Raw genomic sequence first — 24,001 nt, 5'->3', positions numbered from 1 at the left:
ATTGGAGAGGCGGTGCGCCTAACAAATGTTAAAACGCCCGGTGCGCTTAATCAATAAATTATTAGAAATATGAAACAAATGAGGGTAAAGGCAATATGGCTAATCGCTATAATTGCCTTTTTTTCTACAGAAAACATGCAGGCTCAAAACCTGGTAGTGAGCAATGGAACAAGCGGTGTCGATTATGATTATGACGCTAACCTGCTGACGGTAAAAACGGCTATACCTCTTGAAATAACAAGTAGCAGCGAACCTGTAACCGACCGGATTATGATTACATCCGGTATTAAAGCCCAGATCACATTGAATAATGTCAAGATCGATTTAAGTGGGCAGGATAATGTTTGTGCATTCGATATCCTGGGTAATGCTTCCGTCGCCCTGACACTTAGCGGGGAGAATAGCTTGAAGAGCGGTAAGGATTGTCCCGGGCTTCGTTGTACGGTAACGGGCCAGGATACAGCGGTTGTTACTATACAGGGGAGTGGCAAGCTGGAGGCAACAGGCCTTAATGAAGGAGCCGGTATTGGAGGAGGAGGTAAACAGAAAGCCGGTATTATCACAATTGAAAGCGGTGTGATACATGCAACGGGGGGGAATGGGGGAAGCGGTATCGGTAGCGGAATAGACGCTGAAGGTGGTAAGATTACCATCAAAGGAGGAGAAGTGACAGCTATCGGCGGAAAAGATGCTACAGGTATTGGCAGTAGCAGATATGGAAATAATAATAGTTGTATTGTCCGGATAGAAGGCGGGAAGGTGACTGCTTCAGGTAGTAGCGGTATTGGAGGTGGAGCAAGCCGGTCGGGAGGTACGATTATAATTACCGGAGGTGACGTAACTGCTACCGGCGGTACCGGGATAGGTGGTGGAGGACGTATGGGAGGGTATACCAATCCAACAGCCGGATCCGGTGGAAACATTACTATTTCCGGAGGCCATATTGTCGCAACCGGTGGCCAGGGAGCCGGCATTGGCGGTGGTGGTGCCTGTAAAGGGCACGGCGGAAACATCACGATTACCGGTGGAACAGTAATTGCTTATAGCTCGTCGGGAGCCGGTATAGGTGGTGGTTATGGCTATAGTTCCGAAAGAGGTGGCGACGGCGGCACTATCGTGATTTCCGGCGGTACGGTGACGGCTATTACCGGAAATAGTGGAGGTGAGGGTATCGGTAGAGGAAAAGGAGAAAGACTTGACGGAAATAACGGCTCTTTTTCTACCGGAACTAACGGCAATGCCTTTATCAAGGCGAACGGGATCAGCGACCAGTCAAAAAAAGGCTCTTGGTCCGGAGTCATCATTAATAACAATACCGGTGTTGTCTATGGCAATACCGTTACACTGACTACCGATGCCACAATCCCGAAAGATACCACGCTGACGGTAAATGCGGGGCAGAAGCTACAGATCAAAGATTGCACCTTGCATAACGACGGGACGGTTGCGAACAACGGCGAAATATGGATTGTCGGGAACGGGAAGTTTACAGGTAATGTCCCCAGCCCGAATACCGTAAAGGCAGGCTATGAAGTGACCTTTAACCTGAATTACGACAATGCCGGGGAGCCGCCCGCTTCACAAATTATAGAATCGGGGAAAAATGCGATTGCACCGGATCCCGCTCCCGAGCGGTTATATTATACCTTTGAAGGTTGGTATGATACGAAAGGAACATCCGGCGGAACCGTCCTTTCCGGGAAAACAATAAACGAGGCAACCCTCTTTTATGCCCGCTGGAAGCTGAATACGTTTAGCCTTAAAGAGGGGGTGAACAAAGAGTGTGTGACGGCTTATGGCGAGGATGAGCGCTATTCTCTTTCCGCTTTGTTGAGCGACGGTGCTTTAGAGGCTTGTGGCGCGATGACATACACGGTGAGCGGTGATAAACCCGATTGGCTGACATTGGATGCTTCTACCGGTCAAATTACCGGTTCGCCGAGAGATGCCGATGCAGGCGGTACGGGTACGCAACTCTCCTTTACCATCACCGCCGCCAATGGGTCGGACCAGACGGTTACGATCACCTTTAAGAGGAACAGGAAGGCGCTGGTTGTCACTCCTGAAAGCAACCAGTTCGTCTATACCGACGAAGCAGAGGCCTACGAACCTGTCTTTTCCTACAATGGAGAAATCAGCGATGAAGTGCCTGCCTTTACCGGAAAGTTGAGCTGGGAACAGGGCGGGGCTGGTGCAGACAGAAATATCACCGGCGGCACACTGGCACTTGCCGATGCAACCGGCAATCCCGGTTTCAAGGCCGCCAACTATGACTTGAAACTACATGAAAACCCTGTCACCATTCATGTTTTCAACCAATCGCTCGGGGAGGCTTATGATGGAGAGGCTTCGAAATTGGCAAGCAATGTCCCGGCGCAATGGACCAATGCCGACATCACGTTGGAGGCTTCGGCTGGCTTCAAGCTTCAAGTTGTTGCCGGGTTGCGCACAACCGGCGATTGGAAAGAGCGCCTGAGCATTATGGAAGAGGGAAGCTATGATTTCGAGTACCGGTTGCTTCGCGATGGAAGGCCGGAATCTATAGCCTCCGAAGTGAAGTCTGTTGCGGTGAAGCTGGATAAAACAGCTCCGGAGTTGAAGGCTGGTTCGCCCGTCGTTACGAATCTGACGGCCGCCTTTACGTTGGCAGACACCGGTAGTGGCATTGTTTCCTATAGCTACAAACTGGATGACGTGGACAAGGGCACTACGGCTGTAGACGGCGCACCTGGCGAACACACCTTCCAGATAGAAGGTACGGCCGGCGAACACACGATTATCCTGGCCGTGAAAGATGCGGCAGGGAATACGAATGAGTTCGCTCCGGTTGTTTTCATGTTGCATAGTTCTTATATCCCGCCTGCCGTTACCTATTACACCGTCACCCTCCCCTCTGTCGAAGGCGTCACCCTGAGCCGGAAAGCCGGAGGCTACACGGTGGAAGAGGGCTATAGTTTCTCTTTCGGCCTGACATTGGATGAAGGTTACGGCGCTTCCGTCCCGGTGGTGAAAGCCAACGGTGTGGAGATAACCCCGCGTGAGAGCGACGGCAAGTATGTCATCCGGAATATAGAGGAAGACATCCAGGTAACCATCGAAGGCATCGTGAAAGACGATCCTACGGCGAATGCCGTTATCGATGGGGGGAACCGTATTTATGCCGTTCGGAACATCGTTTATATCGAAAGCCCTGTCAAGGCAGAGGCACAGGTCGTTTCTATCGGCGGGCGTGTTATCCGGCAATTGCATCTCCAGCCGGGAACCAACCGGGTGGAAGACCTGCAAGCCGGCGTTTACGTCATCCGCCTGTCCGACGGACGGAATGAGAAGGTGAGCGTCCGGTAATTTGAAGTAGAGTATATATATATGAAAAGAGATGTATGAGCACAATGTGTTTTCATACATCTCTTTTATTCAGGTAAAACGGTAATTAACGCTTCGTCCAGTTTTCAATCTTCTCGAATGAGCTTGATTTCTTCTTCTGCCGGTATGTCGTCTTCCCAGGCACCGGAAAGTGTATTGAAGAAATCTGAAGAATGAGATACAGACTTTGCTGATATCTTTTCTTTCAAGGATTCAGAAAGTTTGCTGATTAAATCAAGTTTTATATCCGGACTTAACGGCGATAATAATTTCATATACCACTCCGCAGGAGTCAATGTTGTTGCCATAATATTTCCTTTTATTTTATGCTGCATAGCAAAAGTAACAATAAATAGAATATATCTTTGTAATTTTGCACCTTTCTTTTATACATTAACAACTCGGATAAGATGAAAAAGCTTTTGGTGCTGGCGGCTTTGCTGGCGGTTGTTTGTTGTGGGGAGGCGCAGAATGTGCAATTGCATTATGATTTCGGGGGTGCGCTTTATGATAAGGATCTGGACGGGCGTCCGGCGCTGACCTCGACGGTGGAAATGTTCAAGGCGGATAAATGGGGGAGTACCTATTTCTTCGTCGATATGGATTACACCAGCAAAGGCGTTGTTGCCGGCTATTGGGAGATTGCCCGTGAGTTGCGTTTCTGGCAACCGCCTTTTTCCATACATGTCGAATATAACGGGGGAGCGTCGAATCGTTTCTCTTACAATAACGCCTACCTCGGCGGTGCGACCTATACCTGGAACGCCCCGGATTTTACGAAAGGTTTCACCCTTGCCGCCATGTATAAATATATCCAAAAACATCAGGAACCCAACAACTTCCAGCTGACGGGAACCTGGTATATCCATTTTGCCAAGAACGGCCTTTGCACATTCAGCGGTTTCGCCGACTGGTGGAGGGAACGGACCGATTATGCGGACGGCAACCGCCGGAACTTCATCTTTTTGTCTGAACCCCAGCTTTGGGTGAACCTTAACAAACTGGAACATGTTGATGATAAGTTCAAGCTAAGCGTAGGAAGCGAGGTCGAGCTGAGCCAGAATTTCGGTGCACGTAAAGGGTTCTATGCAATCCCGACACTGGCGATCAAGTGGTCATTCGATTGATCCGGTTGGAAATGCTGAAGAAAAAATGCCGTCAGATGGTATCCCGAAGCAGCCAGAACATGTAAATCACATAAAGGAGAATCAGGACGAGCCCTTCTGTCCGGGATATTTTTTGCCCGCTTTTCACCAGTGGCAATAACAGGACGGATATGGCTGACATGGCCAACAAGTCGATGTAGTTTACATTTTTGGCCTCGATGGGATGTATTAGCGAACAGGAACCGGCTATAGCCAGCAGGTTGAATAAGTTTGAGCCGACGATGTTCCCGATGGCAATATCCGTCTTGTGCCTGGAGGCCGCGACGATAGAGGTAGCCAGTTCCGGCAGGCTTGTCCCGGCGGCAACGACCGTAAGTCCGATAACCGCTTCGCTCACTCCGAGCTCTTTGGCGATGGAGACCGCATTGTCCACCAATAACCGGGAGGCAAAGACCAGGACGACCAGGCCGCCAACGATGGCCAACGTATCGATGGCCCAATGCTTAGGCTGCTCTTCGAGTTCCAGGCTCGGCCCTTCTCCATGTTTGCGGGAGTAGAACAGGCTGAATAATGTGTAAATGATGATGCCTGCCAGGAAGGAAAGTCCTTCCGTCCGGCCTAATGTCCCGTTCCAGAACAGGATGGTGAACAGGATGGTTGCGACCAGCATGACCGGGATATCGATCCGGAGCAATCGGGTTTTTACCTGGAGCGGGCAAATGGTAGCCGAAACTCCTAATATGACCCCGATATTGAAGATGTTCGAGCCTACGATGTTTCCGATCGCTATGTCACCCTGCCCGTCGAGCGTGGCGTTCAGGCTTACTACCAGTTCGGGTGCGCTTGTCCCGAATGCGACAATGGTCAGACCGATCACCAATGGTGAAATTTTGGCTTTGAGAGCTAAAGCGGAACTCCCCTGGACCAACCAGCCGGCTCCTATGTAAAGCGCCGCCAGCGAGAGAATCAATAACGTCAGACTTGTTATCATGGCTCTTTTCTTACTTATAGTTTGTTAATCTATTAAAATGTCTGGCTTCCTGTTGCCCGGCAAAAAATATTTGCCATAACCAAGTAAACAGCAAGTTGTTTTATAGGCAGAAAAACGTACCTCGGAAAACCTCGAGATCACCACGAAGTGAACAACAGGAAGCTAATAGACATTCAGTTAGGGTTGTTAGGAATTATTCTTTAATATTCGTATTCTTCTTGCTTCGGACTATTAGCTTCCTGCCGCATTTGAATGACCCGTAAAGCAATCATTGCTACACTCAGCAGGGCAAGACCACCCATTGTTATTTCTTTTAATAACAGATTAGAGAAGTCGGTTGTTCCGATTAATACCAGAATAATGAATGACAACATCATAGTTGCATCCACAAGATCTTTATTTATTTTCATGTCTGTGCTTATTTTCAGGTTGTTAAAACGATCCTTTTTATTTCTCATCGATAGCCGTTTCTTCCGTAGCGGAAGGAGTGCTAAGGCCTCTCATGATGCCATACAGGCCCGTACCGAGGGCTCCCATGACGACCACCAGTTTCAGATAATCGTTCGGAATGATGGAGCTACAAGCGAGTACACAACCGATAATCGTAATAACGACATAAATATAGATGCTGATTTTATTCTTTTTAGTAGACATAATTATTTAATTTTTAAGTGAATAATGAATTGTTTGCATTCCGGGGGAATGCAATAAGGAAACGGTATGGAATCCATATCCCATACGAAAACGACGAATTATCCGCTTGCAATCAAATAATGATTTTCCGCAGGCCATACACATGGTATCCCATGCGGCAAAGGAGGGTTGAGAAGTTAATGGTTTGACATATTGTTACCCCTTCGGATACTTTCCGGAGAAGGTTGATTTCTTTCAGGCGAAAATACTGGATTGCTCTTTCTTCAATCTTCAGCAACCGTATGTTTAATGTGTTGCCGGGGCTTTGGGCGGTCCTGCGCGGTGTCAGGCAATTGCTGCCTTTCAGGTCGCTACTCAGGATTTCCAGGTTATGTTGCATGTCGGCAACCCCTTTTTCCTTCATGACCGCCTCTTTCTGCGCCTCAAAAACGGGCGTAGTATCGTTGTTTTGCACCTCTTCGGGTACAAAAAGCAACATACCGAACAGCAGAGTCAATATGAATAGGAAATTCTTCATGCTGCAAAGATATATGAATTCTTGCGTAAAAAACAAATATGTGCCCTTTTTGTTTTTACTTTTGCATGCAAATTATGCATATGACAGATATGGAAGATAAAAAATCTCTTGCCGGGGCTTGGGTGGAGGCGGCACGTCCCAAGACTTTGCCGGCCTCTGCCAGCCCGGTTTTGCTGGGATGCGCGTTGGCCTATTATGACGGGGCGTTCGACGTGGTGCCGGCCTTGTTGTGTTTCCTGGTGGCGCTCTTCGCCCAGGTTGCCAGCAACTTCGCCAATGACTATTTTGATTTCAAGAAGGGAGCCGACGGGGAAGGCCGGTTGGGCCCCGAGCGGGCGGTCGCGCAAGGATGGATCACGCCGAAGGCCATGCTGGCGGGCACGTTCGTGGCGTTGGGGCTGGCTTGCCTGTTCGGCTTGTTGCTGGTCTGTTTTGCGGATTGGAGGCTGATAGGGGTAGGGATTGCGGTCGCCATAGGCGTGCTGGCCTATTCTGCCGGGCCTTTCCCCTTGGCTTATAACGGGCTGGGGGATGTCTGCGTATTGTTGTTCTACGGGGTCATACCGGTTTGTTTCACCTATTATATACAGACGTTGAGCTTCTCCTTATTGTCTTTTTTATTATCGGTGGCTTTGGGGCTTTTGTCCGTAAACATCTTGGTCGTCAATAATTACCGGGATTACGGGCAGGATAAGGTTGCCCGCAAACGGACGACGGTCGTTTTGTTCGGCCGCCGCTTCGGCCGGGTGTTTTATGTCCTGAATGAATGCCTGGCGTTCCTCCTGGTCCTTCCGCTTATCCTGGATGCTCCCTGGTGGATCCTGTTCTTATTCGGGATCCTGTTCGCCCTTTGCTTTTACACGACACGGGAGCTGTTTACGCTGGAAGGAAGAGCGTTGAACGGCACGTTGGGGCGTACGGCGCGCAATGTATTCCTGTTTGCGCTGGTCCTTTCCCTCCTGTTCGTATATGCAGGCCGGGGCGGATAGCGGGGAGGGCTATTTCAATGCTTGCAAATGGGTCGCTTTCCTGTAGATTTTCCGCAAGGCGCCCTGGATCGACTTGGACAGGATTATCAGGGTTACGGCGACGATGATAAGCAGGATGCCCATCGCCAGGTTGGGGGTGAAAGGTTCGTTGAAAACCAATACCCCGACACATACGGCGGTGATAGGCTCCACGGCTCCCAATACGGCGGTAAGCGTCCCGCCGATATTATGCACGGCAAGTACGAGGGTGATGTTGGAGATAACCGTCGGGACAATCGCCAACAGGACCAGATTGGCAAAAGACATCAGGTCGGGGACCGGTTGTATGCCTTCATGGGTCCCGGCCTTGACGGCAAACAGGATCGTGCTGACGATAAAGACGTAGAAGGTCAGTTTGCGGCCGGTCATCTTCAGCCCGCGGGTCGACCCTCCGGCAAAGGATTTATTGACGGTCGTGATATAGAGCGCGTATCCGACCGCCGACAACAACACGATGAAAACGCCTGATGCGCTCAGCCTCGTATCCCCTTCATCGATCGAAAGGCGAGCCACCCCGCAAATGGCCAGCACGATCGCCATCAGGGTAATCCGGGAAGTCTTCTCCTTGAAGACCAGCAGCATGATCAGGGTCACGAATACCGGATAGGTGAAATGGAGCGTCGTAGCGATCCCGGCCGACATGAAGCTATATCCCCAGAACAGGAACATGGCGGAAGCCGTATAGAAAAAACCCAACAACACCAATACCGGGATTTCCCCCCTTTCCACATGGAAAGATTCTTTCTTTGCGGCCATAATCCCTGCCAGGGCCAATGCCGCAAACAGGAAGCGATAGAACAGGATCGAATCGAATAGCATCCCTTCCGCCATCAAAGGCAAGGTAAACAACGGGATCAACCCGAACGTCGCGGATGTCAGGATGCCAAAGGCGAACCCTTTTAAATTACTCATAGCACTACTACTTCTTTTTCTTTTTGATAAAACCGCCGGCAAAGGTAGTTGAAATGGTCAACCTTACCAAAATTTACGTCCGCTATAAATCATCATTCGGATAGTTCACATCTTCTCTCATTGGTATATTGTCCAATTGATTCGTATTCTTATTTTCAAACTCTTTTTCAAACGACCGATTTGGCTTCACTCTTTCTTAATACATTTTGATTATCAATGTATAAAAGGGTGAAGCCAAGCACCACAGGACTGCCTTCATCTTAAAAAATTTACTTTCACCCTGTCTTGTCCTGATTCAAATAGGCTATATCCCCTCCGGCCTCTCATCCAAAGCAACATATTCAGGTGAAAAATAAAGAGGTTGTCTGGCTTTTTAATATTCTAATATATAGTGGATTAAGTCTTATCTTATAACTCTTTTTATTATCGTCCTGAGCCGAATATCTTTTTGGCTCTTGTCGAAAGTCTTTTTCTGTAATTATCTGTTTTGGACCGATCTGTGTAACCGGTTTCGCCCTTGTGTTTATCCCCAATGATTATCGGATGAACCTTAACCTCCCTAAAGCTATGCTTTGTCGTAACTGTCCAAATATTGGACAATCTGCTTGTTTGTTCTTGTTAAATTGTCCCTGAATCCTATTTATGTCCGGTTACTGTTTATTTTTACCTGAAAAGAGAGGTATTATGAAAAAAGTGCTTGTTCTGCTTTTTATTATAAGTTGTTTCTCATGTGGGAAAAAACAACTTTTGCCGGTGTTGGATATTGAGGAACTGCAAAATGCCAACTGTATCGTAATAGATGATTCTCCCGGCTATCAGATCCAAAATTATGGAGCTGCGTTCTTGGACAGTACGGGTGGTTTCCAGCCGAAAGATATTTGTAAGATGACGGCTATGGGGGAATCTTTATATGTATTGGCAGACGGTGAATTGCGTTGTTACGAATTTCCGTCCGGGAAGTTAAGACATCGCTTTCTCTCATCGCACTGTTTCAGCTCTTTCGCCCTTGACACGCTGACCGGCACGTTATACGGGCTGGACGGGAAGAGGGCGGAACTGGTTTCTTTCTTGTCCGATGGCAGGGAGAATGGACGCATGCAGCTCGATCGAGCGTATACCTATACGAATGTCGATTGTACGGGAGGCGGACAGCTTGTCCTGTTGACAGATGAATTTCCTGATCCGGCAGTATTCAAAATGAAGACTTTCGGTGGGGAACTGATCCGTTTACCTGTCCGGGGAAAAGGGCGGAAACCTATGGCTCTGCCTGATAGCCTGGCTTGCCCGTTGCAGGTGGTCGGCAATGGGGCGGAAGGCAAGTTCTATAAGTATTTGCTGAATGATACGCTGTACTTGTTGAAAGGGGATAGCTGCCTTCCGGTTTTCATCTGTAACATGGGAAAGGACGGGGCACGGTTTGGAAGTAAGACGCATGCATTGAAAAATAACAGACGTCTGTGTATAACCGGTCTTTGGGAAACCGGAGACTATTGGTGGATACAGTACCGTTCCGACTATCTCGTGAAAGAGAAGCTGTACAGGTGCACCACGATGGCTATCCTCTATAAGGATTTAAAGATAAAGGATTCCGGCTATGAGTTTTTTATCCAAGGGAAGACGATTGCAATGGATACCCGGTTTCCTGTTTTTCTGAACGAGGAGGGAACCTGTTTTTTACAGATATATGACCGGGCTGACCATCTTAAAGAGGAGAAAAAGGAACTTCCGTATAATTTGGAGAATGCCCCGGATCGGGATAACTTGGTTTTAAATTACTTCTATTGGAAACCTATAAAAAATAAAAAGAGATGAAAACATTAGATTGGACAGGACTCTTGTTGGGGTTGCTGCTCTGTTCCTGCCAGCAGGAAACAGACTCAGGCTTATTGTCTTTGACATTGAATGATGTAGGGCTGATTAATCCGGGTCAGGAACTGTCTCTTGACGCTTTGGGAATGAAGGTCGATGCGATACCGCTCGAAACGACGAACGATTGCCTGATCAAGAATATATCGGTCTTGGAGGAAAGTCATGATTTCTACTGGCTGATATCTGATAATCTGATTTATAAGTTTGACAAGTCCGGTCACTTCCTCCAGCATATAGGTGCAATTGGGCAGGGACCGAAGGAATATGTGTCTGCCAAAGTTATCCAGCCGGTTGAAAAGGAACATTCTTTATATGTGATGGATTATTTCGGCCGGAAGATGACTGTCTATGATTTTGACGGCCGCTTTCTCCGTTCTTTCAAGTTGCCGGAAGAGACTTGGATGGATAATTTCAGGTATAAGAATGGAAAGGTTTATTATCTGACGACCGGCAATTCGGTTATGCCGGATTTATATTGCTATGACGTGCAGGCGGCCCGGATGGACACGTTGTGCAAGCGTGACCGGGAAATGGGAACGGAGGGTTATATTGGGCAATCTTTTATTTATGTACTTGACGGGGATATGTACACCTATCATTATTTTAATGATACGGTGTATCGCATTGATGAAAGTAAAATCGAGCCTGCGTGGCTTTTCCAGACGGGTAAGATGAAATGGGCGTATGACGAATTGACGATAGTGGCGGACTTTACACCGAAAGTAAGGCCAGACGGACCACGCATCCAGATATTCGACCTGTTTGAAACAAGTGCTTATAATTTTGTCTTCTATGCGATTTCGGAATATAAAGGGGAAAAGATGAAACCGTTTATGGCTTTGTATGACAAGAAGCAGGATCGCTTTTATCCGCATGCGAATCTAATTTCACCGGAAGCTCCCTGGCTGTCAGTCAAAAAAGGCGGCAAATTGATCAAGACCTCCGTGCCGGGTTCCCTCTATGCAATAAAAGATGCGGTTGATTTAGTAGGGAAAAAGGGGTTTGAAATGGTAAAAGAGGATGACAATCCGGTATTGTTGCGGTATGTATGCAATTAATTGAAGAAGGAAGGTGTGCCAAAAACTCTTGTCCTCGTGCTTGACACACTTTCCTGCTTTAATTAAGGACGAATCCTTTTTTACAAAAGCAACCCTGCGGCCACCTCTTCCGCAACCGCGTCGTTCTTGATGGCGGCTACCAGGGCGAGAGCGAAGTTCATGACCAATCCGGGGCCTTTGCCCGTTATGACGTTGTCGGACACTTCAACGGCTTCGCCGGTGACGTTCGCGCCGATCAGTTTCGGTTCGAAACCGGGATAGCAAGTCGCATTGCGGCCTTTCAGCAACCCCAGTCCGCCCAGTACCAACGGAGCGGCGCAGATCGCGGCAACGATGCGGCCTTCGCGATATTGCTGGAGCAATGCTTCCTTGACCGGTTCGGAACTATCCAGGTTGGTCGCGCCGGGCAACCCTCCGGGAAGGATGAGGGCGGCGGCGCCGTCCAACGTCGCGTTTTCCAGGGTCGTGTCGGCGGTTACCAGGATGTTGTGCGCACCTGTTACGACCCGCTCGCCTGTGATGGACACCGTTTCGGCTTCTATGCCTCCGCGACGCAAGATGTCGACTACGCCCATGGCTTCCATCTCTTCGAAACCACTTGCTAAAAATACCATTGCTTTCTTCATATTAACTCCCTTCTTTTTAGTTGAAAGGTGAAAGACCTTTCACCTCAATCGTTTTACTACTTCAGTTTATACAGATAGGTGATCGTGCCACTCTGGTTGTTCGCCCCGCCGATGCTATTGAACTTGGCGCGTTTGGCCGCATCCAGGGCACTCTTGCGCATGGAACCGTTGTCGATGTTGGTCCCCTTGCCTATCTCTGCAAATATAACATTTCCTTTTGGATCTACCGTAATGTTGATCACGATTCGCCCCTCTTCCTGGATCGTGTAGGCAGGACGGGGAAGGCCTCCTGCGCCGATCGAACGTCCGTTCAGGTTGAACGAGCCGTAGCCTCCCACGCCTTCGTCGGCTCCGTGGTCGGAGTTGCCGAACGGGCTGCCCTGGTTGCCGGTCCCTGATCCGGCATCCCCCTGGCTATCCCCTTCCTGGTTGCCCATGCCGAAAGCTCCTGCGACCTTGTTGCTGATGGCCTGCTCTTTCTTGCGGCGTTCTTCGGCAAGGCGTTTCTTCTCGGCTTCTTCCTTACGGATGCGTTCTTTTTCAGCTTCTTCTTTCCGTTTCTTTTCCTCCTCTTTCTTGCGTAGCTCTTCTTTCTCTTTTTTCTTTTTCGCTTCTTCAATCGCAACGCTTTCCTCGATGTCCTGCGTTACCAGTTCTTCCTTGGGTGTTTCAACCTTCGGTTCGGGTACGGGAGGAGGGGGAGTAGTCGTTTCCTGAGGCGGTTCCTGTCCGGTATATTTAGGCTCGAATGTCCCTGATGCCGCATTGACATTCCCGAAGTTCACCAGAATGCCGCCATCCTCGTCGGGAACGATCGTCTTCAGGACCGTGAACCCCAGGATCAGCAGGATGAACAGGTGGAAAACAACCGAACCCGCTATGCCGTATATGTCATCTTTATTTAACTTCATACTCTTTTTAAGTTGAAACTATTTCTGCGCTCTCGTGGCAAGTACCATCTTGAATTTATTTTCGTTAGCGATGTTAAGAATACGTACGATTTCCCTGTAAGGAACCGTTTCGTCTGCATACAAGGCTACAAACATTTCCGGCTCTTTTGCATAACTATCTTGCAGGAACGGCGTGATTTCTTCGAAGGAGATCAGCTTTTCCCGCTGGTTGCCGAAGGCTACATAGTAATTCAGGTTCGCATCGATCGTGACACGCGTAAGCGGCTTGGCGGCCGTTTGCTTCTGCGCTTGCGGGAGTGTCACCTTGATGGCGTTCGGAATTACTACCGTAGAGGTAACCATAAAGAAAATCAACAACAGGAATATGACGTCCGTCATAGAAGCCATGCTGAAGCTCTCGTTTACTTTTGTTCTTCGTTTTAAAGCCATGATCAATTAGCGGGTTCGTTCAATAAGTCCATAAATTCCATCGTGCGGGCTTCCATCTTGTTTACTACGTTGTCTACCTGCGAAACCAGATAGTTGTAGGCAAACAGGGTGATGATGCCGACTACCAGGCCGCCTACCGTTGTCACCAACGCTTCATAGATACCGCCCGACAACAAGGTTACGTCTACATTCGTCCCGGCATTTGCCATATCGAAGAAGGCGCGGACCATACCGGTCACCGTACCCAAGAATCCCAACATCGGGGCGCCGGCGGCCGTCGTGGCGATCAGCGGGAATCCCTTTTCCAGTTTGGCAATCTCCAGGTTGCCCACATTCTCGATAGCAACCAGCACGTCGTTCATCGGGCGTCCCAGGCGGGTGATACCTTTCTCGATCATGCGGGCGGAAGGGGTGTTGGTGCTCCGGCACAGGTTCAGGGCCGAGTCGACCTTCCCTTCATGGATGTAGTCCTTGATGCGGTTCATAAATGTTTCATCTTCCTTACCGGCGCGGCGGATGACCATCAGGCGCTGGATAAATATATAACATGCCATCAGCGACAATAACAATAAGACAACCATGATCCAACCCCCTTTGAAAGCCAGGTCGATTACATTGATTTCAGCTTCCGTGGGTGCTGTTACCGCCGTGAGGTCCGGCATCTGTTCCGTTGTTTGTGCCCCTACTGCTTGCAGGGAAAGTAAAATGCTCATTTTTATTCAATTAAAGAATTAAAGAATTAATAATTAAAGGGTGGGTTGCAAACAACCTTTATAGAGTGAGATTGTTTCTTTCAAACCGTAATAGAGGGCGTCGCAGATCAAGGCATGCCCGATCGACACTTCGTCCAGCCCCGGAATGTTTTGATGGAAATAAGCCAGGTTTTCCAAACTCAGGTCATGGCCGGCATTTACGCCTAATCCCAGGCTCTTGGCAAGTCTGGCGGCGGCGATGAACGGTGCGATCGCTTCTTCACGGTTTGCCGGATAGCGGGTCGCGTAAGGTTCCGTGTATAACTCGATACGGTCGGTTCCTGTCTTGGCGGCCAGCTCGATATTCTCAAGGTCCGTCCCGACAAATATGGAAGTACGGACGCCGTGTGAAGTAAAAGTATCGACTAATTCGCTCAACTGGCCGAAGTGGGTTTTTACATCCCAACCGGCATTTGAAGTAATGGCATCGGGCGCGTCCGGCACAAGCGTCACCTGCGTCGGTTTTACTTTCAGGACCAGGTCTATAAACTTCTCGCAAGGATAGCCTTCTATGTTAAACTCTGTTTTTATTTCCGGTTTCAAGGCATATACATCGCTATACCGGATATGGCGTTCGTCCGGTCTGGGATGGACGGTAATCCCTTGTGCGCCGAAAGCTTCACAATCCAATGCTACTTTTAATACGTTTGGTACATTGCCACCGCGTGCGTTACGAATGGTTGCGACCTTGTTAATGTTTACACTTAAATTTGTCATCGTATATCGTTATATCTTTTTTCTTTCATTACATTTGCACAAAAGTATCGGCAAATTTAGCAGTATTTAGGGAATATACAGAAGAATGTTGGTGAAAGATTTCATAACGGAAGAACTTCCGGTGTTAAAAAGTTTTGACACTGGGGAATACGCATTAGCCTTGATGGATGATTTTAAGTTAAAGCATCTGCCATTGTTAAGCGAAAACATATATCGGTGCCTGGTTTCGGAAAAAGACCTGTTGGCGATGCCCGATCCGAATGCCGCTATCGGAGATCCGGTACTGTTTTCACCGAGTGTACGGGAAGATACCCATATCCATGAGGCGTTGGCATTGGTCACCCGCTATCGGTTGAGCCTTCTTCCGGTCGTGAGTGCGGAGGGGGAATATCGCGGAGCCATTACGCGCGATAAACTGGTCGATATCCTGTCCGAGCTTTGCAATGCCGATACGGCCGGAAGTGTTTTTGTGCTGGAAGTGATGCCGCAGGATTATTCGATGACGGATATCGCCCGCTTGATCGAGGCGAATAATGCGCATGTCCTGAGCCTGCTTTCCTATACGGATAAGACGACCGGGCGGTTGCATCTGGTTGTCAAGATCGATCTGGAAGACGCTTCTCCTGTGATCCGTAGTTTTGAACGTTTTAATTATACGGTTCTTTACTATTTCATGGAAAAGGGGATGGTGGACGACCTGTTGCAACAACGAATGGAAGAATTGGTCCGTTATATGAACATATAGGGATTTGAAAATTGAGAATTGAAGATGAAGAAAGTAGGAGTTTTCGGGAGTGAATATCAGGCGGATAAGCAGCTTGTGATTAAGCGTTTGTTTGAAAAGCTGGCTTCTTTGGAGGCCGAGGTTTTTGTGGACCGTGACTTTTATCTCTTCCTTACGGATGCTTTGAATTATGAACCGCCGGTATCGGGCATCCTGACAAGCGACGAGTTTGATCTGGATGTGGCGTTGAGCCTGGGAGGAGACGGGACGTTTTTGCGTACGGCCGCCCGTGTGAATAAGCAGGATATCCCCATTTTAGGCATCAACACCGGCCGTCTCGGTTTTTTGGCGGATGTGGCAAGCAATGATATTGAAGATACCTTGGACGAATTATTCAAAAACTATTATAAGACGGAAGAGCGTACTTTATTGCGCCTTCATACGGAAGACCGGATGTTTCACGGTTATAATTATGCCTTGAATGAGATTGCGATCCTGAAACGGGACACCTCTTCCATGATTACGATCCATACGGCGCTCGACGGGGAATACCTGACCTCTTATCAGGCTGACGGCCTGGTCATTTCTACACCGACAGGTTCAACGGCCTATTCGATGAGCGTGAACGGCCCGATCATCATCCCGCAAAGCAAGAATTTGGTATTGAGCCCCGTCGCCCCGCATTCGTTGAATGTCCGTCCGCTGGTAATTCCCGATTCCTTTACGATCACGCTGGGGGTGGAAAGCCGGAATAAATATTTCCTGATCGCCCTTGACGGGCGTTCCGAAATATTCCCGACCGGTATACAACTACGGGTGAGTAAAGCTGATTATACGACCAAAGTGATCAAACGATATAACCATACTTTTTATCAGACCCTCCGTGAAAAACTCATGTGGGGAGCCGATACAAGGATGAAATAGATGTCTCTATAATTATGTTTTATAGCATGTTTTTGTTAAACATGGTTAAGCAAATGAATTTTCCAAGTGAAAATGTGTGCTACATAACATAAAACCCGTATATTTGCACTGTGTTTTTCATGGTATTAGATTTAAGGTTAACAATGAAGATTGGCTGTCCGTGACGGATGGCCTTTTTTTGTATATGATGGCACGGATTTGCAGGATAACCGCAGAACTATGGCATCTTTGTGTTATGTAAGGGAAAAACCGTATCTTTGCATACAATTATATGTCAAGATCCAAAAATAAGATATGAAGAGAGTTTTCTGCCCCAAATGTGATAATCAGTTAGCGTTTGACGAAACAAAATACCCGGAGGGTAAAGTGTTGGCATTCGTATGCCCGCAATGTGGTTCCCAGTTCAAGATCAAGTTAGGGCGAAAAGTTGTCCGTACCGAATCGGGGCAGGAGAAAGAGGTAAAGGAGCCGGATTTCTCCTGCGGCTATATTACGGTAATCGAAAACACTTTCGGGTTCAAACAGGAACTTCCCCTCGTAATGGGCGATAACGTGATCGGACGCCGTAATAAAGATACCGACGGAGTCGATGTCCCCATCATCACGAGCGACCCCAGCATGGGCCGTAAACATTGTGTGATAAATGTGAAAGAAGATAAAGAAGGGAAGCTTGTTTACACGTTGCGCGATTTCCCAAGCCTTACCGGAACATTCCTGTGTAGTGTCCTTGTCGGAAAGAAAGAACAGGTACGCATCGGCGAAGGCGCCATTGTAACGATCGGTGCTACCACCTTTATTCTCCATGTACCGGGAGGGGAGGAAGAGTAGGGTTTGCGATTTAAACTTAGATACTGCCCCGGAGTGAAACTGACCTCTTGCATCAGGGCGATAAGGGAGATAGGGGGAATTTGGCGTAGGTTTCGGGAGAGATGGATGCAAAAAATCCTTTTCAACTCCGGTTCAGTAAACTAAGCTAAAGAATCATTATTCATGCTTTTTGTTTTAGACTTCGAGTATAAAACAACTCATATCGGGTTTGGCTCACGCCCTTTTGCATAAAGAACCACAAAGATTTTAAATAAAAGTTTTATTAACTATGGTTAAATAGGACTTAAAGAGCTATCAGTTAGTCTGTAATCCTTGTATTGTATTAAAATGTAAGTGTTAAATCGGATATTTCGAACAATCTTTCTGACAGATCCCTTTTTTATATGTACTTTTGCAATCGAAAGAGGCAATAAGGTTAATTAATGGAACAGAACAGGGTACAGGCCACTACGGGGATCACCTTCCGTGTACTGGTCGCTTTGAGCATATGTCATTGCTTGAATGACACATTACAGTCCGTTATCTCGGCTGTTTATCCACTATTTAAGGAAGATTTAGGGTTGAGCTTTGCCCAGATCGGATTGATAACACTCGTCTACCAGTCGGCAGCATCCGTATGCCAACCATTGACAGGACTGTTCTTTGACAAATGGCCCTCGGCATGGTCGTTGCCGACAGGAATGAGTTTTACGCTCGTGGGGTTGTTGAGTCTGGCTTTTGCCAATACGCTTCCATTAGTCCTTTGTTCGGTGGCATTGGTAGGGATCGGCTCGTCGGTCTTCCATCCGGAGGCTTCCCGGTTGACTTCGCTCGCATCAGGCGGAAAGCGGGGATTGGCGCAATCGTTGTTCCAGGTCGGGGGAAACCTGGGCGGGTCATTGGGGCCGTTGCTTGCCGCCGTGTTCGTAGCTCCCTACGGGCGGAGGCATATCGCCTTGTTCACAATTATGGCCTTTATCGCGATTATGGTGATGATACCCGTCGGCCATTGGTATAAAGGCCTGTTGCTCCGGTTGAAGAAAGCGGAAGGGGAAACGGATAAAGCGCATGTCCGCACACCGCTACCGATGGGAAAGACCGTCTTTTCGATAACGATCCTGCTGATCCTGATCTTCTCTAAATATATTTATATGGCGAGTTTGAACAGCTACTACACCTTCTACCTGATCCATAAGTTCGGGGTCAGTGTGCAGGTCTCCCAGCTTTACCTGTTCGTCTTCCTGATTGCAACGGCTATCGGGACGCTGTTAGGCGGACCGATCGGTGACCGCGTAGGGCGCAAGTACGTGATCTGGGCCTCCATCTTAGGAGCCGCCCCGTTCACACTGATCATGCCCCATGTGGAGAACCTCTACCTGACGGCGATCCTCAGCTTCTGTGTCGGCCTGACCTTGTCGTCTGCTTTCCCGGCTATCTTAGTGTATGCACAGGAATTGCTGCCTTATAAATTAGGTCTGATCTCCGGCCTTTTTTTCGGTTTTGCTTTCGGGGTGGCGGGGATCGCATCGGCCGTATTGGGGAATATGGCCGACCGGTATGGAATAGAGGCGGTCTATAACGTCTGTGGATATATGCCGCTCATCGGATTGGTTACGTGGTTCTTGCCCGACCTTAAAAAGAAACGGTAGGGGCAAGGGAACAATAAAGGTGATCGCCTTGTTATAAATCATAAATTTCGCACAAACTAAATTTAGACGCACTTATGATTTATAACTTTACTCACTTCAGCATCGCCCTGTTGTGGCTTCTTCCTGCCTTTGTCTCTGCCCAAACAGAGCCGATGGACTTGTCGCTGGAGCAATCCCTCACGCTCTTGCAAAGCGAGAACAGGAGTCTCAAGATTGCCGGAAAGGAAGTGGAACTGGCGAAGAACGAACACCAGAAACTCAATGCTTTTTGGTATCCCACTATCAGCGCCGCAGGAGCTTATGTGCATATGTCGAACCCGGTCGAGGTACGTCAGTCCTTGAACCAGTTTACCGATCCGGCGAAAGAGTATGTCCATTCCATCCTGCCCAACGACCAGTTTATCTCATCACTTCTCGATAAAATCGGACAAAACACATTGACGCTACCGCTCATCTCGCAAAACGTCACGTCGATCGATGCAAACCTGACCTGGCCCATCTTTACAGGCGGCAAACGTATCTATGCCAGCAAGATCGGCAAGAAACTCGTCTCCGTCGCCGAAGTCAACCGTGAACAGGTAAGCGCGAATCAGCAGGCATTGCTGATCGAAAGCTATTTCGGCCTGCGCCTCGGCCAGCGGGTTGTCGAGGTAAAGGCTGAAACCTACAACTCTCTGAAAACTCATTACGACCAGGCCTTGAAGCTGGAACAACAAGGAATGATCAACCGGGCCGAGCGTCTTGTCGCACAGGTAAGCATGGAAGAGGCAAAGCGCGAACTCGAATCCGCCCGGAAAGACCTCGAAGTCGCCAGCCAGGCACTCAAGAGCATGATCAATATAGGGGAAGAACAGGAGATTCGTACGACAACCTCCCTCTTTATCAACGAGAGCATTCCTTCGGCCAACTACTTCAAGGAGATGATCCCCTTTAATAACTACCTGGTCAACCAACTGAAGTTACAGGAAAACATCGCCGGCGACCAGTTGAAGATCGGTCGTACAGGCTACCTCCCCAACATCGCCCTGATCGGCAAGCAGACCCTCTATGCGGACGGACTCGACAAATACCTTATGCCGCGCACGATGATCGGGGTAGGCTTTACCTGGAACATCTTCGACGGCCTCGACCGGGAGAAACGTATCCGGCAGGCACGCCTGACCAGCCAGTCGCTCGCCATCGGGAAAGAGAAAGCAGTGACCGATTTACAGGTAGGAGTCGATAAGTTCTACTCCCAGATGCAGAATGCGATGGACAATGTCAAGGCGCTGAACACTACACTTGAGATGAGCAACGAACTGGTCCGCATCCGCGAGAAGTCCTTCAAGGAAGGAATGGCTACCTCCTCGGACGTGGTAGACGCCCAAGTGGTACTCTCAAAGGTTAAGACTGCCTTCCTGCTCGCCTACTACCAGTACGACGTGGCGCTTGCCAACCTCCTATCCATTTGTGGCATTCCCGAAGCCTTCCACCAATACCGGATGGACGGTAAAACAGAGATCTTATAAACATAAAACCGTATAATCATGGACAAATCGAAGAAATACCTGACGATCTCCTTTATAGTAGTGCTGATCGCCGTAATCATCCTGTCTTTCGCAGGCATGCTCCTGTTGAAGGACAAACCTGTAATCTTGCAGGGACAGATCGAAGCAACCGAGATACGCATCTCCGGAAAACTACCGGGCCGTATCGACACATTCTTAGTAAAGGAAGGGCAGAATGTAAAGGCTGGTGACACCCTTGTCGTCATCAATAGCCCCGAAGCACTCGCCAAATACCAACAAGTGAACGCCCTTGAAAATGTTGCTCGCTTCCAGAACCAGAAGGTAGACGAAGGAACGCGCAAGCAGATCATTGCCACCGTCCAGCAACTCTGGAACAAATCGAAGTCAGACCTCGAACTGGCAAAGACCACCTACAACCGTATCGAAGCCCTGTATAAAGATAGCGTCGTCTCTTCACAACGACGGGACGAGGTGAAAGCCCTGTATGATGCCGCCGTTGCCGGTGAACGCGCGGCCTGGAACCAATATCAGATGGCGCTCGACGGCGCCCAGATACAGGACAAAGAGAGTGCCCGTTCCTTAGTGAACGCTGCTAAAGGCACGGTCGAAGAGGTCGCCGCCCTCTTGCAGGATGCCCGACTGATAGCCCCGGAATCCGGCCAGATATCGACAATCTTCCCGAAAAGGGGAGAACTGGTCGGAGCCGGGATGCCCATTATGAACCTGATCGTGCTTGACGACGTACATGTGGTGCTGAATGTCAGGGAAGATCGCCTGCCGTTCTTCCCGATGGGAGGGACGTTTGTTGCAGATGTCCCGGCAATCGACAAGAAGAACATCGAGTTCAAGATCAATTATGTCAGCCCCTTAGGTAGCTTTGCCACCTGGAAATCGACCAAGCAGACGGGTAGCTACGACCTCCGTACGTTCGAGATACACGCCCTACCGGTCGGAAAGGTGGAAGGTCTGCGCCCCGGAATGTCGGTATTGGTCGACCTGAAAGATGTAGATAAGTAATGATGATTTATCGTTACAGGTAAATCATCATTTGTAAAACAACATTTTAACGATGAGTGAAACAAACAAACATAACGCCTTTCGAACTATCCTCCGGCGTGAACTGGACCGGATGGTCTCACGGCGTCTCTATTTTGGGGTGTGCATCGTGCTACCGCTGTTCTGCATCTTCTTCATGTCTACGATCTTCGGTAACGGGCAGATGGAGAACATACCCGTCGGTATCGTCGATGAAGACAATACCTCCATGTCGAGGGAAGTCGTGCGGACCGTCGAAGCTGTCCCCACCTTCAAGGTCACCCGCCACTATGCCGACGAAGCAGCTGCCCGGCGTGCCACCCAGTCGAAAGAGATATATGGTTACCTTGTGATCCCCACCGGCTTCACGGCCGACGCCATAGCCGGACGACAGGCGACGCTTGCCTACTACTACCATTATGCCCTCCTGAGCGTAGGGGGTGAGGTACGCGGCGCTTTCGAAACCGTCCTTCGCCAACTCTCGATGGCCCCGGTCATGATGCAAGCCACCGCCTTAGGAATCGGGGAGGAGCGTATCACCACCTTCCTGCTTCCCGTCAAGGCCAGCAACCACCCCCTGTTCAATCCCGATCTGGACTACTCGGTCTACCTGAGTAACCCCTTTTTCTTTATCCTCTTCCAGGTCATTATCCTGCTGACAACGGTCTATGCCATCGGAAGTGAGATCAAGTTCGGGACGGGGTTGGAGTGGCTCTCGGCGGCAGGCGGCAATATCGTGACGGCGGTAGCGGGAAAGCTATTGCCTTACACCGTTGTCTTCAGCCTGATGAGCATATTGGCGAACTATGTCATGTTCGGTCTTATGCACATACCGTTCTCATGCGGTTTCTGGCCGCTCAATCTTACGGCTATCCTGTTTGTCGTCTCGACACAAGCATTAGCGGTGTTTATCTTCTCCATCTTTCCCGCGCTCAGCATCATTATCAGCATCGTTTCGATGGTCGGTTCGCTTGGTGCAACGCTGTCAGGCGTGACTTTTCCCGCACCTTCGATGTATGCGCCGGTGCATTATGCTTCCTACCTGTTCCCTGTCCGCCACTTCACTGAGATCTACCAGAACTTGCTCTACGGGGATTACGGCTTTGCTTGGACATGGGTGAATTACGCTGCGCTGCTCTGCTTCCTTCTTCCCGCGTTGCTGATGTTGCCCCGTTTGAAGAAAGCGATTTTGAACGAAGAGACGTGGAGGCATCTCGTCTCTTAAAAAAAGAAATATAAATATGAAAGTAATATCTGTTATACACGATGAGTTCAAGACTATTGCCGGCAGTTATGCCATCCTGCTCGTGCTGATGGGTGGTATCTTTGTCTACGGCTTGCTATATAATTATATGTATGCTCCCGACCTGGTTCGTAAAGTCCCGGTCGCTGTCGTCGATCATTCCCATAGCGAACTGAGCCGCCACTACGTCCGCCTGCTCGACGCCACCCCGCAAGTCAATGTTGTGACTACAGCTACCGGCTACCCGGAGGCTCAGGACATGATGAAGTCGGGCCAGGCGGCTGGTATCCTTTACCTGCCGGACGACTTCGAGGATCGTGTTGCCCGTGGCGAACAGTCTGTCTTTATCATGTATGAGACGACGAGCGCTTTCCTCTACTACCTCGCCATGCAGGAAGCATCAGCCGCCTCCATGTTGGCACTGAACGATGACTATCGACCGGAGATGCTGGTGTTCCTGCCTCAGCAGGCCGCCCCGAAACTGGCTTCGGCTCAGGCCGTCGAAGTAGTCGGGACCGCCCTCTATAATCCGACCGAGGGTTATGGGACTTACCTGATCCCCTCGGTTCTGGTCGTGATCATCTTCCAGACGTTAATGATGGTGATCGCCATGATAAGCGGCGACGAACGGCACAGCGGCTCGATTGTCCGTTTTGCCGGCAACCCCGTAAACCTCTCTTTCGGGCAAATGGCGCAGGTGGTGATCGGCAAGACGTTTGTCTATGGCATGCTGTATGCGGTTTTCGCTTTGTTCCTCTTGGGGCTGATCCCCTTGATGTTCGGCCTTCCGGATATCGGCAACCCGCTGTATGTCATCATGCTGATGATTCCCTTCCTGTTGGCGACCAGCTTTTTCGGGCTTACGGCGTCCCTGTTCTTCACGGACTCCGACGCGCCGCTTCTGATGATCGCCTTCTTCTCTGTCGGCCTTATCTTCCTCTCCGGTGTCTCTTACCCGATGGAACTAATGCCCTGGTACTGGAAATTGACACATTATATCATCCCGGCAGCCCCGGCGACAATGGCTTATGTCAAGTTGAACTCGATGGGAGCCTCAATGAGCGAGATACAACCCGAATATATTACCCTATGGGTACAATGCGCATTCTATTTTGTGACGGCTTGCCTGGTTTACAGGTATAATATCCGGAAAGCGATGGTAAAAAGGTAGAGATATA

24 protein-coding genes are annotated in these 24,001 nt (G+C 49.2%); 13 read left to right on the top strand and 11 right to left on the bottom strand.

Going from position 1 to position 24,001, the window contains the following annotated elements; genetic code table 11:
- The first annotated feature begins 69 nt into the window (after nucleotides 1-69).
- Complete coding sequence (locus H8S65_RS00285) at nucleotides 70-3,345, top strand: putative Ig domain-containing protein (protein ID WP_186927967.1); 3,276 nt, start codon at nucleotides 70-72, stop codon at nucleotides 3,343-3,345.
- A gap of 104 nt (nucleotides 3,346-3,449) precedes the next feature.
- Here the strand turns inward: H8S65_RS00285 and H8S65_RS00280 are convergent, their stop codons facing one another.
- Nucleotides 3,450-3,671 (bottom strand): hypothetical protein, encoded by a 222-nt coding sequence (locus H8S65_RS00280; RefSeq protein WP_186927966.1) that lies wholly within the window; start codon nucleotides 3,669-3,671, stop codon nucleotides 3,450-3,452.
- A 102-nt stretch (nucleotides 3,672-3,773) separates the two neighbouring features.
- Between H8S65_RS00280 and H8S65_RS00275 the strand changes: the two genes are divergently transcribed.
- Nucleotides 3,774-4,490 carry a nucleoside-specific channel-forming Tsx family protein gene (locus H8S65_RS00275; protein WP_186927965.1) on the top strand — a complete coding sequence of 239 codons (717 nt, stop codon included), beginning with the start codon at nucleotides 3,774-3,776 and terminating at the stop codon, nucleotides 4,488-4,490.
- A 31-nt stretch (nucleotides 4,491-4,521) separates the two neighbouring features.
- On the opposite strand, the gene H8S65_RS00270 is transcribed toward H8S65_RS00275, so the two are convergent.
- The 4 genes from H8S65_RS00270 to H8S65_RS00255 form a co-directional block, all read right to left on the bottom strand.
- Nucleotides 4,522-5,460: a calcium/sodium antiporter gene (locus H8S65_RS00270; RefSeq protein ID WP_186927964.1), complete on the bottom strand. Its 939-nt coding sequence runs from the start codon at nucleotides 5,458-5,460 to the stop codon at nucleotides 4,522-4,524.
- Nucleotides 5,461-5,660: 200 nt separating this feature from the next.
- Nucleotides 5,661-5,870: a hypothetical protein gene (locus H8S65_RS00265; protein ID WP_186927963.1), complete on the bottom strand. Its 210-nt coding sequence runs from the start codon at nucleotides 5,868-5,870 to the stop codon at nucleotides 5,661-5,663.
- A gap of 37 nt (nucleotides 5,871-5,907) precedes the next feature.
- Nucleotides 5,908-6,114 (bottom strand): hypothetical protein, encoded by a 207-nt coding sequence (locus tag H8S65_RS00260; RefSeq protein WP_186927962.1) that lies wholly within the window; start codon nucleotides 6,112-6,114, stop codon nucleotides 5,908-5,910.
- Between the two features lie 112 nt (nucleotides 6,115-6,226).
- The gene (locus tag H8S65_RS00255; protein ID WP_186927961.1) at nucleotides 6,227-6,631 is read right to left on the bottom strand and encodes a hypothetical protein; all 405 of its coding nucleotides are present in this window, start codon (nucleotides 6,629-6,631) and stop codon (nucleotides 6,227-6,229) included.
- A gap of 89 nt (nucleotides 6,632-6,720) precedes the next feature.
- Between H8S65_RS00255 and menA the strand changes: the two genes are divergently transcribed.
- Entirely contained in the window at nucleotides 6,721-7,620 is a 900-nt protein-coding gene (menA, locus tag H8S65_RS00250; protein ID WP_186927960.1) for a 1,4-dihydroxy-2-naphthoate octaprenyltransferase, read from the top strand.
- 9 nt (nucleotides 7,621-7,629) lie between these two features.
- Here the strand turns inward: menA and H8S65_RS00245 are convergent, their stop codons facing one another.
- Nucleotides 7,630-8,571: a DMT family transporter gene (locus tag H8S65_RS00245; protein ID WP_186927959.1), complete on the bottom strand. Its 942-nt coding sequence runs from the start codon at nucleotides 8,569-8,571 to the stop codon at nucleotides 7,630-7,632.
- A gap of 753 nt (nucleotides 8,572-9,324) precedes the next feature.
- On the opposite strand from H8S65_RS00245, the gene H8S65_RS00240 reads away from it, so the two are divergent.
- Both H8S65_RS00240 and H8S65_RS00235 read left to right on the top strand, forming a co-directional pair.
- Nucleotides 9,325-10,383, top strand: coding sequence for a hypothetical protein (locus tag H8S65_RS00240; protein ID WP_186927958.1), 1,059 nt, complete (start codon nucleotides 9,325-9,327; stop codon nucleotides 10,381-10,383).
- Nucleotides 10,380-11,498 (top strand): DUF4934 domain-containing protein, encoded by a 1,119-nt coding sequence (locus tag H8S65_RS00235; protein ID WP_186927957.1) that lies wholly within the window; start codon nucleotides 10,380-10,382, stop codon nucleotides 11,496-11,498. Before H8S65_RS00240 ends, H8S65_RS00235 begins: the two co-directional genes overlap by 4 nt.
- An 80-nt stretch (nucleotides 11,499-11,578) precedes the next feature.
- Here the strand turns inward: H8S65_RS00235 and H8S65_RS00230 are convergent, their stop codons facing one another.
- Genes H8S65_RS00230 through H8S65_RS00210 form a run of 5 tightly spaced genes read right to left on the bottom strand, consistent with a single transcriptional unit; the run spans nucleotide 11,579 to nucleotide 14,933 of the window.
- Nucleotides 11,579-12,124, bottom strand: coding sequence for a DJ-1 family glyoxalase III (locus H8S65_RS00230; protein ID WP_186927956.1), 546 nt, complete (start codon nucleotides 12,122-12,124; stop codon nucleotides 11,579-11,581).
- Nucleotides 12,125-12,180: 56 nt separating this feature from the next.
- The gene (locus H8S65_RS00225; RefSeq protein WP_186927955.1) at nucleotides 12,181-13,035 is read right to left on the bottom strand and encodes an energy transducer TonB family protein; all 855 of its coding nucleotides are present in this window, start codon (nucleotides 13,033-13,035) and stop codon (nucleotides 12,181-12,183) included.
- A gap of 18 nt (nucleotides 13,036-13,053) precedes the next feature.
- Complete coding sequence (locus H8S65_RS00220; protein ID WP_186927954.1) at nucleotides 13,054-13,464, bottom strand: ExbD/TolR family protein; 411 nt, start codon at nucleotides 13,462-13,464, stop codon at nucleotides 13,054-13,056.
- A gap of 2 nt (nucleotides 13,465-13,466) precedes the next feature.
- Nucleotides 13,467-14,177, bottom strand: a complete 711-nt coding sequence (locus H8S65_RS00215) for a MotA/TolQ/ExbB proton channel family protein (protein ID WP_186927953.1) — start codon at nucleotides 14,175-14,177, stop codon at nucleotides 13,467-13,469.
- 33 nt (nucleotides 14,178-14,210) lie between these two features.
- Nucleotides 14,211-14,933, bottom strand: coding sequence for a pyridoxine 5'-phosphate synthase (locus H8S65_RS00210; protein WP_186927952.1), 723 nt, complete (start codon nucleotides 14,931-14,933; stop codon nucleotides 14,211-14,213).
- Between the two features lie 85 nt (nucleotides 14,934-15,018).
- Between H8S65_RS00210 and H8S65_RS00205 the strand changes: the two genes are divergently transcribed.
- From H8S65_RS00205 to H8S65_RS00170, 8 genes are all read left to right on the top strand, one after another.
- On the top strand, nucleotides 15,019-15,678 hold the full coding sequence (locus H8S65_RS00205; RefSeq protein WP_186927951.1) for a CBS domain-containing protein: 660 nt from the start codon (nucleotides 15,019-15,021) through the stop codon (nucleotides 15,676-15,678).
- A 24-nt stretch (nucleotides 15,679-15,702) separates the two neighbouring features.
- Nucleotides 15,703-16,581 carry an NAD kinase gene (locus H8S65_RS00200; RefSeq protein ID WP_186927950.1) on the top strand — a complete coding sequence of 293 codons (879 nt, stop codon included), beginning with the start codon at nucleotides 15,703-15,705 and terminating at the stop codon, nucleotides 16,579-16,581.
- Between the two features lie 294 nt (nucleotides 16,582-16,875).
- A complete protein-coding gene (locus H8S65_RS00195) occupies nucleotides 16,876-17,409 on the top strand; it encodes an FHA domain-containing protein (RefSeq protein ID WP_186927949.1) in 534 nt (177 codons plus the stop codon).
- Between the two features lie 422 nt (nucleotides 17,410-17,831).
- The gene (locus H8S65_RS00190) at nucleotides 17,832-19,037 is read left to right on the top strand and encodes an MFS transporter (protein WP_186927948.1); all 1,206 of its coding nucleotides are present in this window, start codon (nucleotides 17,832-17,834) and stop codon (nucleotides 19,035-19,037) included.
- A 74-nt stretch (nucleotides 19,038-19,111) separates the two neighbouring features.
- Entirely contained in the window at nucleotides 19,112-20,545 is a 1,434-nt protein-coding gene (locus H8S65_RS00185) for a TolC family protein (RefSeq protein ID WP_186927947.1), read from the top strand.
- Nucleotides 20,546-20,563: 18 nt separating this feature from the next.
- Entirely contained in the window at nucleotides 20,564-21,562 is a 999-nt protein-coding gene (locus H8S65_RS00180; protein ID WP_186927946.1) for an HlyD family secretion protein, read from the top strand.
- A 52-nt stretch (nucleotides 21,563-21,614) separates the two neighbouring features.
- Nucleotides 21,615-22,805, top strand: coding sequence for an ABC transporter permease (locus H8S65_RS00175; RefSeq protein ID WP_186927945.1), 1,191 nt, complete (start codon nucleotides 21,615-21,617; stop codon nucleotides 22,803-22,805).
- Nucleotides 22,806-22,821: 16 nt separating this feature from the next.
- On the top strand, nucleotides 22,822-23,994 hold the full coding sequence (locus tag H8S65_RS00170; protein WP_186927944.1) for an ABC transporter permease: 1,173 nt from the start codon (nucleotides 22,822-22,824) through the stop codon (nucleotides 23,992-23,994).
- Nucleotides 23,995-24,001: the final 7 nt, after the last annotated feature.

This window comes from Parabacteroides hominis (assembly GCF_014287585.1).
In the GTDB taxonomy this organism is placed as follows: domain Bacteria; phylum Bacteroidota; class Bacteroidia; order Bacteroidales; family Tannerellaceae; genus Parabacteroides; species Parabacteroides hominis.
The sequence above is the reverse complement of the archived record's forward strand: the minus strand, read 5'-3'. Positions and strand labels throughout refer to the sequence as shown.